Source organism: Phenylobacterium sp. (assembly GCF_041691455.1).
Classification (GTDB): domain Bacteria; phylum Pseudomonadota; class Alphaproteobacteria; order Caulobacterales; family Caulobacteraceae; genus Phenylobacterium.
On record NZ_JBEPUO010000018.1, the window covers coordinates 55748 to 70348 of the forward strand.

Genomic DNA, 14601 nt, shown 5'->3' on the forward strand with positions numbered 1-14601 from the left:
AGCCGATAACGCCGGTCCGCGCTAAACGAAATTGCAAAGCTTCGTCGTCACAAAGGGAACCTTGAGTGGGGGCTCTGTATGCGATTGCAGCTGAAATCCCTGTCTCTGTCGCAGAAGCTGCTTGGCGGGTTGCTCGCAATCTCCCTGGCCTTCACCGCGACGGGGACCGTGGCTGCCTATGTGATGTTCCGCGACCGCGCGGAGCAGATGCGCGTGGCCGACCTCTCGCTCTATGTGAAGCAGCGCACCAAGTCCGAGCAGACCATGTTCGAACAGGTCCGCGGCAAGCACCAGTCGGCCACCCTGGCCCTCTTGGAGCGCTACGATCACGTCGACACGAAACAGGCGGTCCGCGACTTCGACAGGCTGTTTCCGGTCGGCGCGGACGGCGCCCGGCGCAGTATTCCGGAGCTGGCCACGGGGTTGGCCGCCGGCGGCGACCGGCTCTACGGCCTGACGGCCTTCATGTCCAAGGGCGCGGAGATCAGCGACGAGGACAAACGGCTCCTGATGGCCGTGACCTATGTGGTCCGCGCCTCGGGCGAGGCCGATCGGGCCAGTTTCGACAATTTCTACTTCGCCGCGCCCTCCAACCGGATCGTGATGTTCGCCCCGGACCATCCGGAGAAGATCTCCTTCTACAATCATGACGCCCCGGCCGACCTAAATGTGGCGAAGCTCGAACTCGTCAAGATGAGCCTGCCGCAGAACAATCCGCAGGGCACGACGGGCTGCACCAAGCTCACGCCCCTGCTCACCGACCGCACCCACAAGACGATGCTATCGGCGTGCGTGACGCCGATCTACCTGCATGGGCGCTACGTGGGCGCCTGGGCCGACAGCATGCAGATGGGCTCGCACTTCCTGAGCGCCATGCGCGAGACCTTGCCGGGCGCGACCAACCTGATCATCGACGAGAAGGGCTCGCTGATCGCCTATCCCGGGTTCGTGGCCACGGCCTATGTCACCGCGCCGGCCGTGCACACCTACGAGGCCCGCCTGAGGCTGCATGAGGTCGCCCGCGCCATCCGCGCCCAGAACCGGGAATTCGGGGTGATCGACAGCCCGAATGGGCAGGACCTGATCGCCTACGGTCACATCGACGCGCGCTGGTACTTCCTGATGACCCTGCCCAAGGCGGCGGTGAACCGCGCGGCGTCGCAATCGGCCCTGCCGTTGCTGGCCATCGGCCTCCTGGGCGCGCTCGCCCAGGCCGGGCTGATCCTGCTGTGGGCCCGCAGCCTCTTCGTGAAGCCGCTCGAGCGGCTGGTGCGCGACGCGAGCGGCGCCGAGGAACTGGAGCCCACCTCCAAGCCGCTGGAATCGCGGACCGACGAGATCGGCGAACTGGCGCGCGCCCTGAGCGCCGAGCGCGCCTGTTCCCAGGAGCTGACGACGGGTCTCGAGGACCGGGTGCGGGAGCGCACCGCCGAGCTCGACCGCGCCAACCAGGCCAAGTCCTCGTTCCTGGCGACCATGAGCCACGAACTGCGCACGCCGCTGAACGGTGTCGTCGCCCTGTCGCACCTGTTGGCCGCGCGCCAGACGACGGCCGAGGACAAGGAGATGGCCGCCCTGATCATCTCCTCCGGGCGGCTGCTCGAGCAGGTGCTGACCGACATCCTGGATTTCTCGAAGATCGAGGCGGGACAGCTGGCGCTGGACCCCGCGGGCTTCGACCTCAACATCTGCGTGCGCCGGGTGGCTGAGCTGCATCGCGCCAGCGCCGAGGCCAAGGGTCTGACCTTGCGCTGGCAGGTGGACGAGGCGGCGGCAGGCGGCGCGCTCGGCGACGAACTGCGGATCACCCAGGTCCTGTCGAACTTCCTGAGCAATGCGGTGAAATTCACGGAGCAGGGCGAGATTTCGCTGGAGGTGAGCCGCGACGATGCGGGTGTGCTGTTCGCCGTGCGCGACTCCGGCATCGGCTTTTCGGAAGAGGTAGGCCAACGGCTGTTCAATCGCTTCGAGCAGGCCGATGTGTCGATCACCCGCCGTTTCGGGGGCACGGGTCTTGGCCTGGCGATCTGTGCGTCGCTGACCGCGCTGATGGGCGGGCGCGCCTGGGCGGAGTCGAAGCCCGGCGCCGGGTCGGTGTTCTTCGCCCACCTGCCGCTGCCGGCGGCCGACCTCGCGGCGGTCGAGGCCGACACGGACAGCGACCGGCCGGACGACCTGCTCGCGGGCTGCCGTGTGCTGCTGGCCGAGGATCACCCGGTGAACCAGCGCGTGGTGTCGCTGATCCTCGAGCCCATGGGGGTCGAGCTGACCATCGTGGGCGATGGCGGCGAGGCGATCGAGGCCGAGGCGGCGGGACGCTATGACGTGATCCTGATGGACCTGCACATGCCCGAGGTCGACGGCCTGACCGCCATTCGGGCGATCCGGAGCGCGGAAGCCGCGCGGGGTTCGTCGCCGACGCCGATCGTCGCGCTCACCGCCGACGCCCTGGCGGAACATGTCGTGGCGACCCGCGACGCAGGCGCCGACTTCCATCTCGCCAAGCCGATCCGGCCGGACGCCCTGGTCGAAATCCTGGCTGAGATCCAGACCGCCGCGGCGGAGCGCGACGAGGATCGTTCGGCAGTCGTCGCCTAGGCCGAGGTCGGGCCGCCGGCGCGGGCTTCAGCCAGCAGGCGCGAGGCGCGGAGCGCGATCTCCAGCCGTTGCGCGCAGACCAGGCCCACGGTGATGATCAAGAGGGCGTCGGCGATGGCGATCGCCGGGACCCCGAGCGAGCTGGCGCTTTGCGCGGCGTAGAGGCGCACCGCATAGCGCAGGGCGAAGATCCCGAGGATCACCAGCATCCCCACCGGCGAGGCGCGGCTGGTCAACTGGTGGGTGGCCGGATCGACGCTGATATGGGTGAAGCGGGCCCGCCACCAGCCCAGCAGGGCTCCGACGGCGATCGCGGCGATGTCGATGCCCAGCATCAGCGGGCTGGGCGTCGCCTGCTGGGTGAACGACAGGCCGACAAGCGCCAGGATCACCACCGGCATGATCCAGAGCGTCTCGATCCGCAGGCGCCGCGCGCGGCTGTTTCGCAGGATCACCAGCCCGATCGCGATGAGCGGAATGAAATAGGTCCAGTAGGGCGCGTTCGGCGGTGGCGTCGGCATTCAGCTCGCTTTCAGGGCGTGTGCGTGCGCCGCGGCTTCCTCCAGCGCGCGTCCAGCGGTCTCGGCGGAGGTCACTGGGGCGACGCCCAGGTCGAACTCCACGACGAACGGGGGTTGGCCTTCGCCCGCTTCGAACGCGGTGCAGCCGATGACCGCGGCGATGCGTTCGCCGGCCAGGCGGCCATTGGCGCCGGGCGTGTTGGGCAGAGCCAGCGCGAAGACCTCGGGACCGAGGCGCGCGGCGGTGTCCTCGACGCGCACCAGACGGCTGATCATCGAGCCGATCTGCGGGATGGCGCGGTCCAGCCAGCCATCGGCGCGGGCAGCCTTCAGCTCGGGCTTTTCGGCGACCTTCAGGACGCAGACGCTGAGCGCGCGGTTGCGGATCTTGGCGGCCTGGGCGAGGCGGCCGAGGTGGGCGGCGAAGAGGTCGCGGGTGAAGAGCCCGGTGGCGGCGTCCATCAGACCGGAGGTGCGGGCCTGGTCGAGCGCGGCGCGCACCGCCATCTGGCGGCGGTAGCTGCGGGCCAGCTCGACGACCCGGCGGGCCGTTTCGCTTTCTGGCGTCTCAGGGGAGGCGACATCCGAGAGGCCCCGGTGGAAGGCCTCCGTGACCGTCACATAGGTTTCCTTGCGCATGTAGAGCAGCGCGGGGGTGTGGTAGAGGCGCGTGTTGCGGCGAAGGCCGGCGGCGATCGACAGCGCTTCCTGCGGGTTGTCGCCCGCCCAGAGCACCACGGCGTCGAAGATCCGCTCATGCAGGTAGTCGAAGGCCGTATAGGCCGTGAAGGCGCCGACGACGTCGGCGCCGTTGCGCAGCAGGGCGTTGCTGAGCGCCAGGAACTGCGGCGCAGGCTCGCCGATCGCCAGCACCCGATAGGGGCTGACGTCATTTTCCGGCGGCTCGAGCTTGCGGCCGAACTCGGCGAAGGTCTCCGTGCGGAGGTCGAACTCTTCCTCGGCGACGGCGGTGCGGACCAGAGTCTCCAGCCGCATGGCGGCCTGGGCCGGGTGCAGCGGGGCCGCCAGCGTCACATCGAAACCGTAGGTCTCCAGGATCGGATCGGGGTCGCCGATGGCGATGACCGGCAGGCGGCGCGGCGCGCAGGCCGCCTTCAGGCGCCGGGCGAGGCCCAGGGCTTCTTCGCCGACTCCCCGCAGGTCGATGATCACCCCTTCGATCTGCAGGTCGGTGATGGCGGCGACGGCGGCGAATCGGCCTCGGGCCGTGATCGTGCGCCAGCCAAGACGGTCCAGACCCTCGGCGAGCGGACCCGCCAGGGTGTCGTCCCGCGCAACGATCAGGATGCGCGCCTGGACGCCTAACGACATCTGTCTCCTTCCTACCCGCCGGACTTCGGCGGAAAACGTGAGTCGAGCTGCGTCAACTTAGACGGCAAGCGTAAGTTGCAACAGCACGCGAAAGGTTAAGAGGAGCGAAAATGGCGGCGTCTTTGCAAGGTCAAACTGCCGTGGTGACCGGCGCGTCAGGGGGGCTCGGGGCGCACTTCGCGCGGTTGCTGGCGCAGGAAGGCGCCGCGGTGGCCGTGACGGCGCGGCGGTTGGACAAGGTCGAGGCGCTCGCGGGCGAGCTGGCCGGGGCGGGCCATCGCGCCATGGCGCTGCGTCTGGATGTCGCGGAGGCGGAGACCATCGGTCCGGCGCTGGACGAGATCGAGGCGGCGCTGGGACCGGTCTCGATCCTGGTCAACAACGCCGGCGTCGGCGGCGAGGGCTTGGCGCTGGACGTCTCGATCGAGGAGTTCGACCGGACCTTCGCGGTCAATGTGCGCGGCGCCTTCTTCGCGGCCCGCGAGGCGGCCCGGCGCATGCTGGCCTCCGGCGTCGCCGAAGCCGGCTCCGGTCGGATCGTCAACATCGCCTCCATCGCCAGCCAGACCGTGCTGCCGGGGCTGTCGGTCTACTGCGGCTCGAAGGCGGCGATCGCGATGATGACCAAGGGCATGGCGCGCGAGTGGGCGAGGCGCGGGATCGCGGTCAACGCACTGGCCCCCGGCTACATCGACACCGGCATCAACACCCACTGGTGGCCGACCGAGGGCGGACAGAAGCAGCTCAAGGGGTTCCCGCGCCGCCGGCTGATGCAGGAGACCGACCTCGACGCGGCGTTTCTGATGCTCGTGGGCCCGTCTGCCGCGGCGATCACCGGCAGCCTGATCGTGGTCGACGACGGCCAGTCCTTGCCCGGCGGCGGCTGAGGGGTTGGCTGACCGAGGGGCAGGGCGCTTTACTCTCGCGCCAACAAGGGAGTGACGCGATGCGCCAGGGACCGCTGACGGGACTGAAGGTTGTGGAGTTCGCCGGGATCGGCCCGGGGCCCTTCTGCGGCATGCTGCTGTCCGACCTGGGCGCCGATGTGGTGCGGATCGACCGCAAGGGTGGACGGGGCGGCGCGCCCTCCGACATCACCGCGCGGGGACGCCGCTCCGTGGCCCTCGACCTGAAGACGCCGGCGGCGATCGAGACCTGCCTGAAGCTGATGGAAAAGGCCGACGCATTGATCGAAGGGTTCCGGCCCGGCGTCATGGAGCGCCTGGGGCTCGGCCCCGATGTCGCGCTGAAGCGCAATCCGAAGCTGGTCTTCGGCCGAATGACCGGCTGGGGCCAGACCGGGCCCTATGCCAATGCGGCCGGACACGACATGAACTACATCGCCATCACCGGCGCGCTGCACGCCATCGGCACGGCCGAGAAGCCGATCCCGCCGCTGAACCTGGTGGGCGATTTCGGGGGCGGGGCGCTCTACCTGGCCTTCGGCCTGCTGGCGGGCGTGATCCAGGCGCGCGAGAGCGGCCAGGGCCAGGTGATCGACTGCGCCATGAGCGACGGCGCGGCCTCGCTGATGGCCATGTTCTACGGCTTCAAGGCCTCGGGCATGTGGAAGGAAGAGCGGCGCCAGAACCTCCTGGACGGCGGGGCCCACTTCTACGACACCTACCAGTGCGCCGACGGCAAATGGATCTCCATCGGCTCCATCGAGCCGCAGTTCTATGCGCTGCTGCTGGAGAAGACCGGGATCACCGATCCGGACTTTGCCCGGCAGATGGACCGCAGCGCCTGGCCGCAGCTGCGCGAGAAGCTGGCCAAGGCGATCGCCGGCAAGACCCAGGCCGAATGGTGCGAGATCATGGACGCCTCCGACGTCTGTTTCGCTCCTGTGCTCGACCTCGACGAGGCGCCCAAGCACCCGCACAACGCCGCGCGGCAGACCTTCGTGGAGGTGGCCGGCGTCATCCAGCCCGCGCCCGCGCCCCGATTCTCCGCGACTCCCGGCGCGATCCAGGGCCCGCCGCCGGCTATCGGCGCCCACGACCGGGAAGTGCTGCTCGAGTGGGGCTTCACGCCCAGCGAGGTCGCCGCGGTCACCGGCTCGGACGCCGCGGTCGAGGAAGCCGTTTCCTGACGGACGCGTTCAGGTTCGGTTCAGCCGCCGGGTCACAATGTGACGCCGGGTTGTTCGTCGCGCTCTCCCGTCCCTCGAAGCGGCGATCAATCTGATGGAACGACACGCCCATCGGCGGCGCGCCACCCCTCAAAAGGTGGCGCGCTGTTTCCATATGGGCCTCAGGCCGTCGGCGCATTCCTGACCTGCTCGTCGCGCCACTCCGCCTCCTGGGCGATCAGCTCGGGCGTGGCGACGCCGGCAAAGTCTTCCGGCTCGAAGAACGGGCGGATTTCCAGGTCGAAGGGACGATCGCCTTGGCTGGGCGCCTTGCGGGCCCAGTCGATGGCGTCGGCCAGCGATTTGACGTTCCAGATCCAGTAGCCGCCGATCAGCTCCTTGGTTTCGGTGAACGGGCCATCGGTGACCACGACCGTGCCGCTCTGGATGCGAACGCGCGCGGCCTTGGCGCTCGGCTGAAGCCCGCCGCCGTCGAGCATAACGCCGGCGGCGATCAGCTCATTGTTGTACTCGCCCATCCTCGCGATCAGCTCCGGAGAGGGCAGGGCGCCGGCCTCCGATTCCGGATTCGCCTTCACGATCACCATCACGCGCATCGGTATCTCCCTTTGGTCATGAGCGCCGGCGATCTGGCCGGCTTCCGTCCTTAAGGACGAACCAAGCCGCCTTAGGCCGACAGGTCGAGGGGAATTCTTCGGCGGCCCTTGCACGCGGGGCCGTTCCTCCGCACTTTCCGCCGTAATGGCGGCCCCCCAGTTCATCACCCGCTTGCGAGCCGTTCAGTGGGATCCGCTATTTTGGCTGCGGATCGGCCTGAAGACCCTGGGCCTGGCCCTGACGCGGCTCTGGGGCCGCGATGTGATGCTCTACACGGGCGGCGTCTCGTTCTTCAGCCTGCTGGCGATCTTTCCAGCCCTGGCGATCATGATCACCCTCTACAGCCTGCTCTCCGACCCGGCGCAGGCGGCGCGGGAAGGGGAAGTGCTGGCCCGCGTGATCCCGGCCGGGGCGCGGGAGATCTTCCAGAGCGAGTTGGTGCGCCTGGCGCATGCGCCCCATGTGGCGATGTCGGCCCAGGGGGCCTTCGCGCTGCTGGTCGGCCTCTACGCCGCCCACCGGGGCTTCAAGGCCATGCTCGCGGGCCTGTCGTTCATCCACGACGAGGACGAGCCGCACGGCTTCGTCGGCTTCAACCTGATGGCCCTGGTGGTGCTGGTGGCGACCTTCGCCATGCTGGCGGTCGTCTCGGCGGTGTTCTTCGGCCTGCGGGTCATGGGCTCGGCCTTCGACCTCAAACCTCTGCGCGGGGTTTCCTGGCTCTACAGCGAATGGACCTGGGCCAGCCTCTTCATGACCTTCGGCATGAGCCTGATCTACCGCTGGGCGATGTCGCGGCGGCCGGTGGACTGGCGGGCGTCCCTGATGGGGGGCTTCAGCGCCGCGGTGCTCTGCCTCTTCGCCTCCTGGGCCACGGCCTTCTACGTCGAGCAGATCGCCCATCTGGGCGCGACCTACGGCTCGATCGCCACCGTGGTGATCTTCCTGATCTGGCTGTCCTGGAACGTGAACGCGATCTTCTTCGGCGGGGCGCTGGCGACTGAGGTGGAGATCGCCATCGGCGCCCATGCCAAGCCGCCGGTCCTCACCGACGCGCGCGGCGACAAGCCTATGGTTTCGCAATCAGGAAGCTGAACCCGCCGTCGATGTCCTCGCGGCCGAGGATCTCGGCGCCCGCCTCGGCGGCGAAGTGCGGCACATCGATGCGCGCCATGGGATCGTCGGCCAGCAGGCGCACCCGCGCGCCAGCCGGCGCCGCCTCCAGGGCCTTGCGCAACCTGAACGTCGGCACCGGGCAGCGGTGACCGCGGGCGTCGACGAGGATTTCTTCGGCTGCCATGGTGGCCGCATACAACAGCCGGCTGGCGGCGGCGAGGGTGTCCTGATGGACCGCGGTCGTCGAGCAATGGCGCCGGAGGAAGACGTCCGGCGCCCCCAGGTTTTCACAGGCGCGGCGGCATGCGAAAGGGTCGCCCTCGCCAATCGATCCCCGGGGACCCCTCCATGAAAACCCGAGCCGCCGTCGCCTTCGAAGCCAAGAAGCCGCTCGAGATCGTTGAACTCGACCTCGAAGGGCCCCGCGCCGGTGAAGTCCTGGTGGAAATCAAGGCGACGGGGATCTGCCACACCGACGCCTACACGCTCGACGGCCTGGACTCCGAGGGCCTGTTCCCCGCGATCCTGGGCCACGAGGGCGCGGGCGTCGTGGTCGAGGTAGGACCAGGCGTCAGCAGCGTGAAGCCGGGCGACCATGTGATCCCGCTCTACACGCCCGAATGCCGCCAGTGCAAAAGCTGCCTTTCCCGCAAGACCAACCTCTGCACGGCGATCCGCGCGACCCAGGGCAAGGGCCTGATGCCGGATGGGACCAGCCGGTTCTCCTACGAGGGCCAGACGGTCTTCCACTACATGGGCTGCTCGACCTTCTCGAACTTCACGGTCCTGCCGGAGATCGCGGTGGCGAAGATCCGCACCGACGCGCCCTTCGACAAGGCCTGCTACATCGGCTGCGGCGTGACCACCGGCGTGGGTGCGGTCGTCAACACGGCGGGCGTCGAGCCCGGCGCCAATGTGGTCGTCTTCGGCCTGGGCGGCATCGGGCTCAACGTCATCCAGGGCGCGAAGCTGGTGGGCGCGGCGATGATCGTCGGCGTCGACATCAATCCGGCGCGGGAAGAGTGGGGCCGCCGGTTCGGCATGACCCACTTCGTCAATCCGAAGACCATCGGCGAGGACGTGGTCGGCCATCTGGTGAAGCTCACCGACGGCGGAGCGGACTACACCTTCGACTGCACGGGCAACACCGAGGTCATGCGCCAGGCGCTGGAGGCCTGCCATCGCGGCTGGGGCGAGAGCGTGGTCATCGGGGTGGCCGAGGCCGGCAAGGAGATCGCCACGCGGCCCTTCCAGCTGGTCACCGGCCGGGTCTGGCGCGGCACGGCCTTCGGCGGGGCGCGCGGGCGCACCGACGTCCCGACCATCGTCGACTGGTACATGGACGGCAAGATCGAGATCGACCCGATGATCACCCACACCATGCCGCTGGAGAAGATCAACGACGCCTTCGACCTGATGCACAGGGGCGAGAGCATCAGGAGCGTGGTGATCTACTAGCCGAGCGCGGCTTCCTTGAGCTGCGGAAAGACCTTGGCGACCTTCTCCAGCAGGTAGTCGCCATAGGTCCCTTCGAAGTCGTGGACCGAGGCGGCGTCCCAGCGCTCCGCCTTGTCGGCGTCGCGGATCGCGGCGTCGGTGGCGACGGCGGGCAGGGGCCGCATGGGCGCCATGAAGTCGGGGTCGAAGAACAGCGGGAAGGAGAGGCGGTCGTGGCCGCTGACGTTCTTCACCCGATGCGGCGTCGACTTGAAGCGGCCGCCGGTGAGGCGCTCCAGCATGTCGCCGATGTTGCAGACCAGCGCGCCCTCGATCGGCGGGGCCTCGATCCAACCCTCCGGCGTCTTGACCTGCAGGCCGCCGAAGGCGTCCTGGGCGAGCAGGGTCAGCAATCCATAGTCGGTGTGCTCGCCGACGCCCCAGGACCGGCTCCAGTCGACGTCCGGCGCACCGGTCGCCGGGTAGTGGAAGATGCGGAAGAGCACGGTGGGCTCGCCGGTGTAGGCGCGGGCGAAGTACTGGGCGTCGAGGCCGAGGCTGAGCGAGACGCCTTCCATCAGCGCCGCGGCGGCCCGGGTCGCGCCGGCCATGTAGGCGCCGGCCGCCGCCCTCAATCCCGGCAGGCCGGTGGGCCAGAGGTTCGCGCCATGCATGGCCACGCCCGCGCGGACGCGGGGATGGTCGGGGCCGAGTTCGGTCCCAAGGTAGAGGCCTTCCTTCAGGTCCGGCCGGCCCGAGGTCAGCTCGCCGCCGACCGGGAAATAGCCGCGCCAGGCCCGGCCGCCCCTGGCCATGGAGATCGCCATCTTGGCCTCCAGCGGCAGGGCGAAGAACCGCCGGCTCTCGGCCTCGAGCGTGGCCAGGACGTCGGGGCCGATGCCGTGGCCTGTCAGATAGAAGAAGCCGTGCGCCTCGCAGGCCCGGGCGATTTTGCGCGCGACGCGGGCGCGGCCCTCGGCGTCTCCGAACAGGGGCGCCATGTCGATGACCGGCAGGCCCTGGAGCATGTCAGGCGACCGGCGCGGGACGGGCGCGCTGGTTGTAGAGCAGCTTGCGCCGGCGCGCCTGTTCCTCCGGCGGGAGCGTCGCGGGGTCCTCGGCCGGTACGCCGGCCGTCACCGCCATGCCCTTTTCGACCGCCGGCCGCGCGGAGAGTTCCTCGAACCAGCGCTTGAAGTATTTGAACTCGTCGAGATCGATGCCCTGCAGCTTCCAGCTGGCGGTCCAGGGGTAGGAGATCATGTCGGCGATCGTGTACTCCTCGCCCGCCAGATAGGGCCGGTCGTAGAGGCGGTTGTTCAGCACGCCATAGAGCCGGTGGGTCTCGTCGGCGAAGCGGCGCTGGGCGTAGGACTGGTCGCCGTGCTCGGGCGGCACGCGGCTGAAATGGCCGCGCTCGCCGGTCTTGGGCCCTTGGTTGGCCATCTGCCACATGACCCATTGGACCACCTCGTACTTGGTCCGCGTGTCCTGCGGCCAGAAGCGGCCTTCCTTCTCGGCGAGGTAGAGCATGATCGCGCCGGACTCGAAGACGCTGATCGGCTCGCCGCCAGCCGTGGGCGCGGTGTCGACCAGCGCCGGCATGCGGTTGTTGGGGCTGATCTTCAGGAAGCCGTCGGTGAACTGGTCGCCGCGGCCGATGTGCACCGGCACGACCTCATAGGCGACGCCCAGCTCCTCCAGGAGGATGGAGACCTTCTTGCCGTTCGGCGTCGGCCAATAGTGCAGCTGATACATCGCAGCGCCTCGCTCTCATGCCACTCGAGACGCGAACCCTAGGCCCGCCGCCAGCGACGGCAAGCCGACAAGAGCTGATGCCGCCGTCAGCCCCGCTGAAGGGCCTATTCCGCCGCCAGCAGGACCGGCGCGGCCTGGGGACCGCGGACCAGCTTGCCCGGCAGCTCGCCGGTGGCGACGCCGTTTTCGAAGGTGACGACGCCCGAGACCACCGTGGCGCGATAGCCCTCGACCCGCTGCACCAGCCGCCGGCCGTCGGCGGGCAGGTCGAAGATCATCTCGGGCGCCAGGATCTGCAGGGCCTCGAAATCGATGACGTTGACGTCGGCCTTCAGGCCGGGCGCCAGCATGCCGCGGTCGTTCATGCCGTAGAGGCGGGCGGTGTCGCGGGTCTGCATCGAGACCACCTTCTCCAGCGGCAGGCGCACGCCGCGCTCCCGATCGCGGACCCAGTAGGTCAGCATGTAGGTCGGGAAGCTCGCGTCGCAGATCACCCCGCAGTGGGCGCCGCCGTCCGAGAGGCTCAGCACCGTCGCCGGGTGGTTCATCATCTCGGCGATGTGGTCGAAGTTGAACTTCGAGTAGTTCAGCAGCGGCAGGTAGATGTACCCGCGCCCGTCGTTCTCCATCAGCATGTCGTAGATGATCGCCTGCGGGTCGACGCCGGCCCGCTTGGCCTCGGCGGCGATGGAGTCTTCGGCGCGCGGCTCATAGTCGAGCCGGCCATCGCGCTCCAGGCGGAACATGGTCCCGAAGCCGTGGGTCAGGATCGCGCCGATGCCGGGCGGGGGCGGGGCGTCCTCGGAGATGATCGCCTCGCGGACGGCCGGGTCCTTCAGCTGGACCAGGCGCTCGGCGAAGGGCAGGTCGGCGATGGCGCGATAGGCCGACTTGCGCACGAAGGGATGCACCGTCGACTGCCATCCCAGCACCATGCCGGTGGGCCGGCAGGCGATCTGGGCGGTGATCTGGGCGCCTTCCGCGCGCGCTTCCTCCGTCAGCTTCAGCAGGTCGCGCCACTTCTCCGGCTGCATGGGCGACTGCAGCATGCCGAAGGTCACCGGCAGGCCGGAGGCCGCGGCGAACTGCTTCATCCAGTGGAACTCGTCCTCGGGGATCATCATGTCCGAGGCGATCTCGAAGACCCCGTGGCCGGCCTCGCCGAGCGCCTTGCCGATGCCCACCATCTCGTCCGCGCCGGCGAAGGTGCCCGGGACCGGTTCGCCGTCCTTGGCGCGGTGCAGCTGGGTGCGGGAGGTGGAGAAACCCAGCGCGCCGGCCTCGAGCGCCTCGCGGGTGATCTTGGCCATCTCGGCGATGTCAGCCGGCGTGGCGGTCTCGTTGCGCGCGCCGCGCTCGCCCATGACGTAGGCGCGGATTGAGCCGTGCGGGGCCTGGGTCGCGATGTCGAGGACGAAGGGCCGCTTGTCGAGGCTGTCGAGGTATTCGGGGAAGGTCTCCCAGTCCCACTTGATGCCTTCGGCGAGCGCCGCGCCGGGGATGTCCTCGACGGATTCCATAAGGCCGATCAGCCAGTCGTGGCGGTCGGGCCGGGCGGGCGCGAAGCCGACGCCGCAGTTGCCCATGACGACGGTCGTCACCCCGTGCCAGCAGGAGGGCGAGAGGTAGGAGTCCCAGGTCGCCTGGCCGTCGTAGTGGGTGTGGATGTCGACCCAGCCCGGCGTGACCAGCAGGCCCGCCGCATCGATCTCGCGCTTGCCCTTCGCCGTGACGCTCCCGACCCGGGTGATCAGACCGTCATCGATCGCCACGTCGGCCACGCGGGCCGGAGCGCCTGTGCCGTCAACCACGGTCCCGCCGCGGATCACCAGGTCATGCATCGTCGCCTCCCAAGGGCTTTTGCCGAGAGGGTAGGCGCCGGCGGGGGGCGATGTCGACGGGGACGTGGCGTCAACCTGGGTCGGTTCAGGGGAGGGCGGCGCCTCCCCTAGCGCGCGTTCTTGAGCACGATCTCCCTCAGAAGGCGCTTGGCGGCCCCCTCAGGGTCCGGGCCTACGAGCGGTTCCTGGTCTGAGCCGTAGGGGCTGGAGACGTGCAGCTGGTCGCCCTCCACCTGGTAGGCGCCCCGGAATTTCCGTCCCCAGACGGCGATGGTGATCTCGTGGCTTCGCGCATGCATGCGGACATGAACGGCGAAGCTCGAAAATGGCGCCGCGGGATCGGAAAATCTTGGTGAGGGCCCTAGTGGAGCCCGGCGGCGACCTTAGGACGAAGCGGGCGACAACCCGCTGCAGGATCGCCGCACCCTGCGCGAGCGAAGCCGCACGCCGACGCCATAGAAGCCTGCCAGCAGCAGGATCCAGGTCGCGGGTTCGGGGATACTGCTCAGCGTCAGCCTGTAGTCGGTGGCCGGCAGGATTTGGTCCGCATAGAGCCTGATGCCAAGACCTACCTTGACCTCCGAAACAATGCGCGTCGTCTGGGTGCCCGGCGGAGGACTAAAGAACCCAACGGCTCTCGCATCGTCGAAGGTCGTGTCCGAGGTGGAACTTGAAAATGTCCCGGCAAAACCGGTGGCGGTCGCGTGAAAGGAAGGGTCCGGCAGATCGTCGAGGAAGGTGTCGGCGCCGCCGGCCAGGTGGCCATCGTAGTAGACACCAAAAGACCTATAGCGAGCGAGCGTCGCGGTGACGCTCGTCAGGGCGGCCGGATCTATTTCCAGATCGTAGCTATAGTTTCCGCCGGCCACGTACCCACCGACGAACATGTCGATCGGATCCGCGCCCAGCAATTCCTGTCCTGCGGGCCCTTCTGAGCCGCCGCTAGGGTGGAACGGACCGAACTTGCCAGTCTGGGTGTAGACAATCCCGTAGTTGCCGATTCCGTCGAAGATGGCCGCCGCGGCTGCGGGCCTCGCGCCGAGTAGCGCAGCGACGGCAAGCGCCACAATCGCAAATCGTTTCATGACGCTTTCCCCCTGGCGAGTAGTCGCGACCATGGTTATCGCCATCACTTCTAAAGGGCAAAGCGGTACGCCTATCAGGCGAGGCGCCGGATTTCCCAGGAGGACGCCGACGGGTTGGAGCGCGGCCCCGACCCCTGCTAGAAACCGCGTCCCGGACGGGTGGCCGAGTGGTTTAAGGCAGCGGTCTTGAAAACCGCCGTGGGTGAAAGCCCACCGTGGGTTCG

General features: G+C 68.7%; 14 protein-coding genes. 5 read left to right on the forward strand and 9 right to left on the reverse strand.

Annotation, left to right across the window (positions count from 1 at the left end):
- Nucleotides 1-78: 78 nt before the first annotated feature.
- Nucleotides 79-2598, forward strand: coding sequence for an ATP-binding protein (locus ACESMY_RS17425; RefSeq protein ID WP_372785879.1), 2520 nt, complete (start codon nucleotides 79-81; stop codon nucleotides 2596-2598).
- Here ACESMY_RS17425 and ACESMY_RS17430 read toward each other — a convergent pair.
- Together ACESMY_RS17430 and ACESMY_RS17435 are read right to left on the reverse strand one after the other, a co-directional pair.
- The gene (locus ACESMY_RS17430; protein WP_372785880.1) at nucleotides 2595-3119 is read right to left on the reverse strand and encodes a hypothetical protein; all 525 of its coding nucleotides are present in this window, start codon (nucleotides 3117-3119) and stop codon (nucleotides 2595-2597) included. The two genes, ACESMY_RS17425 and ACESMY_RS17430, sit on opposite strands and share 4 nt — an antisense overlap.
- The gene (locus ACESMY_RS17435; RefSeq protein ID WP_372785881.1) at nucleotides 3120-4451 is read right to left on the reverse strand and encodes a diguanylate cyclase domain-containing protein; all 1332 of its coding nucleotides are present in this window, start codon (nucleotides 4449-4451) and stop codon (nucleotides 3120-3122) included. It lies immediately after the preceding gene.
- 110 nt (nucleotides 4452-4561) lie between these two features.
- On the opposite strand from ACESMY_RS17435, the gene ACESMY_RS17440 reads away from it, so the two are divergent.
- Together ACESMY_RS17440 and ACESMY_RS17445 are read left to right on the forward strand one after the other, a co-directional pair.
- The gene (locus ACESMY_RS17440) at nucleotides 4562-5338 is read left to right on the forward strand and encodes an SDR family NAD(P)-dependent oxidoreductase (protein WP_372785882.1); all 777 of its coding nucleotides are present in this window, start codon (nucleotides 4562-4564) and stop codon (nucleotides 5336-5338) included.
- Between the two features lie 59 nt (nucleotides 5339-5397).
- Entirely contained in the window at nucleotides 5398-6543 is a 1146-nt protein-coding gene (locus tag ACESMY_RS17445; RefSeq protein ID WP_372785883.1) for a CaiB/BaiF CoA transferase family protein, read from the forward strand.
- 161 nt (nucleotides 6544-6704) lie between these two features.
- Here the strand turns inward: ACESMY_RS17445 and ACESMY_RS17450 are convergent, their stop codons facing one another.
- Entirely contained in the window at nucleotides 6705-7139 is a 435-nt protein-coding gene (locus tag ACESMY_RS17450) for a YciI family protein (RefSeq protein WP_372785884.1), read from the reverse strand.
- 145 nt (nucleotides 7140-7284) lie between these two features.
- On the opposite strand from ACESMY_RS17450, the gene ACESMY_RS17455 reads away from it, so the two are divergent.
- A complete protein-coding gene (locus ACESMY_RS17455; RefSeq protein ID WP_372785885.1) occupies nucleotides 7285-8235 on the forward strand; it encodes a YihY/virulence factor BrkB family protein in 951 nt (316 codons plus the stop codon).
- Here ACESMY_RS17455 and ACESMY_RS17460 read toward each other — a convergent pair.
- Nucleotides 8210-8440: a sulfurtransferase TusA family protein gene (locus ACESMY_RS17460; protein ID WP_372785886.1), complete on the reverse strand. Its 231-nt coding sequence runs from the start codon at nucleotides 8438-8440 to the stop codon at nucleotides 8210-8212. The genes ACESMY_RS17455 and ACESMY_RS17460 overlap by 26 nt on opposite strands.
- A 164-nt stretch (nucleotides 8441-8604) precedes the next feature.
- On the opposite strand from ACESMY_RS17460, the gene ACESMY_RS17465 reads away from it, so the two are divergent.
- On the forward strand, nucleotides 8605-9714 hold the full coding sequence (locus tag ACESMY_RS17465; protein ID WP_372785887.1) for an S-(hydroxymethyl)glutathione dehydrogenase/class III alcohol dehydrogenase: 1110 nt from the start codon (nucleotides 8605-8607) through the stop codon (nucleotides 9712-9714).
- Here the strand turns inward: ACESMY_RS17465 and ACESMY_RS17470 are convergent.
- The 5 genes from ACESMY_RS17470 to ACESMY_RS17490 form a co-directional block, all read right to left on the reverse strand.
- Complete coding sequence (locus tag ACESMY_RS17470) at nucleotides 9711-10721, reverse strand: isopenicillin N synthase family dioxygenase (RefSeq protein ID WP_372785888.1); 1011 nt, start codon at nucleotides 10719-10721, stop codon at nucleotides 9711-9713. The genes ACESMY_RS17465 and ACESMY_RS17470 overlap by 4 nt on opposite strands.
- A gap of 1 nt (nucleotide 10722) precedes the next feature.
- Nucleotides 10723-11451 carry a glutathione S-transferase N-terminal domain-containing protein gene (locus tag ACESMY_RS17475; RefSeq protein WP_372785889.1) on the reverse strand — a complete coding sequence of 243 codons (729 nt, stop codon included), beginning with the start codon at nucleotides 11449-11451 and terminating at the stop codon, nucleotides 10723-10725.
- Between the two features lie 104 nt (nucleotides 11452-11555).
- On the reverse strand, nucleotides 11556-13292 hold the full coding sequence (locus ACESMY_RS17480; protein ID WP_372785890.1) for an amidohydrolase family protein: 1737 nt from the start codon (nucleotides 13290-13292) through the stop codon (nucleotides 11556-11558).
- Between the two features lie 107 nt (nucleotides 13293-13399).
- Nucleotides 13400-13591 (reverse strand): hypothetical protein, encoded by a 192-nt coding sequence (locus tag ACESMY_RS17485; RefSeq protein ID WP_372785891.1) that lies wholly within the window; start codon nucleotides 13589-13591, stop codon nucleotides 13400-13402.
- Nucleotides 13592-13675: 84 nt separating this feature from the next.
- Complete coding sequence (locus ACESMY_RS17490; protein WP_372785892.1) at nucleotides 13676-14377, reverse strand: PEP-CTERM sorting domain-containing protein; 702 nt, start codon at nucleotides 14375-14377, stop codon at nucleotides 13676-13678.
- Nucleotides 14378-14601 lie beyond the last annotated feature (224 nt).

Coding starts and splice junctions, on each gene's coding strand:
- ACESMY_RS17425 (WP_372785879.1), top strand. CDS start 79: ATGCGATTGCAGCTGAAATCCCTGTCTCTGTCGCAGAAGCTGCTTGGC.
- ACESMY_RS17430 (WP_372785880.1), bottom strand. CDS start 3,119: ATGCCGACGCCACCGCCGAACGCGCCCTACTGGACCTATTTCATTCCG.
- ACESMY_RS17435 (WP_372785881.1), bottom strand. CDS start 4,451: ATGTCGTTAGGCGTCCAGGCGCGCATCCTGATCGTTGCGCGGGACGAC.
- ACESMY_RS17440 (WP_372785882.1), top strand. CDS start 4,562: ATGGCGGCGTCTTTGCAAGGTCAAACTGCCGTGGTGACCGGCGCGTCA.
- ACESMY_RS17445 (WP_372785883.1), top strand. CDS start 5,398: ATGCGCCAGGGACCGCTGACGGGACTGAAGGTTGTGGAGTTCGCCGGG.
- ACESMY_RS17450 (WP_372785884.1), bottom strand. CDS start 7,139: ATGCGCGTGATGGTGATCGTGAAGGCGAATCCGGAATCGGAGGCCGGC.
- ACESMY_RS17455 (WP_372785885.1), top strand. CDS start 7,285: ATGGCGGCCCCCCAGTTCATCACCCGCTTGCGAGCCGTTCAGTGGGAT.
- ACESMY_RS17460 (WP_372785886.1), bottom strand. CDS start 8,440: ATGGCAGCCGAAGAAATCCTCGTCGACGCCCGCGGTCACCGCTGCCCG.
- ACESMY_RS17465 (WP_372785887.1), top strand. CDS start 8,605: ATGAAAACCCGAGCCGCCGTCGCCTTCGAAGCCAAGAAGCCGCTCGAG.
- ACESMY_RS17470 (WP_372785888.1), bottom strand. CDS start 10,721: ATGCTCCAGGGCCTGCCGGTCATCGACATGGCGCCCCTGTTCGGAGAC.
- ACESMY_RS17475 (WP_372785889.1), bottom strand. CDS start 11,451: ATGTATCAGCTGCACTATTGGCCGACGCCGAACGGCAAGAAGGTCTCC.
- ACESMY_RS17480 (WP_372785890.1), bottom strand. CDS start 13,292: ATGCATGACCTGGTGATCCGCGGCGGGACCGTGGTTGACGGCACAGGC.
- ACESMY_RS17485 (WP_372785891.1), bottom strand. CDS start 13,591: ATGCATGCGCGAAGCCACGAGATCACCATCGCCGTCTGGGGACGGAAA.
- ACESMY_RS17490 (WP_372785892.1), bottom strand. CDS start 14,377: ATGAAACGATTTGCGATTGTGGCGCTTGCCGTCGCTGCGCTACTCGGC.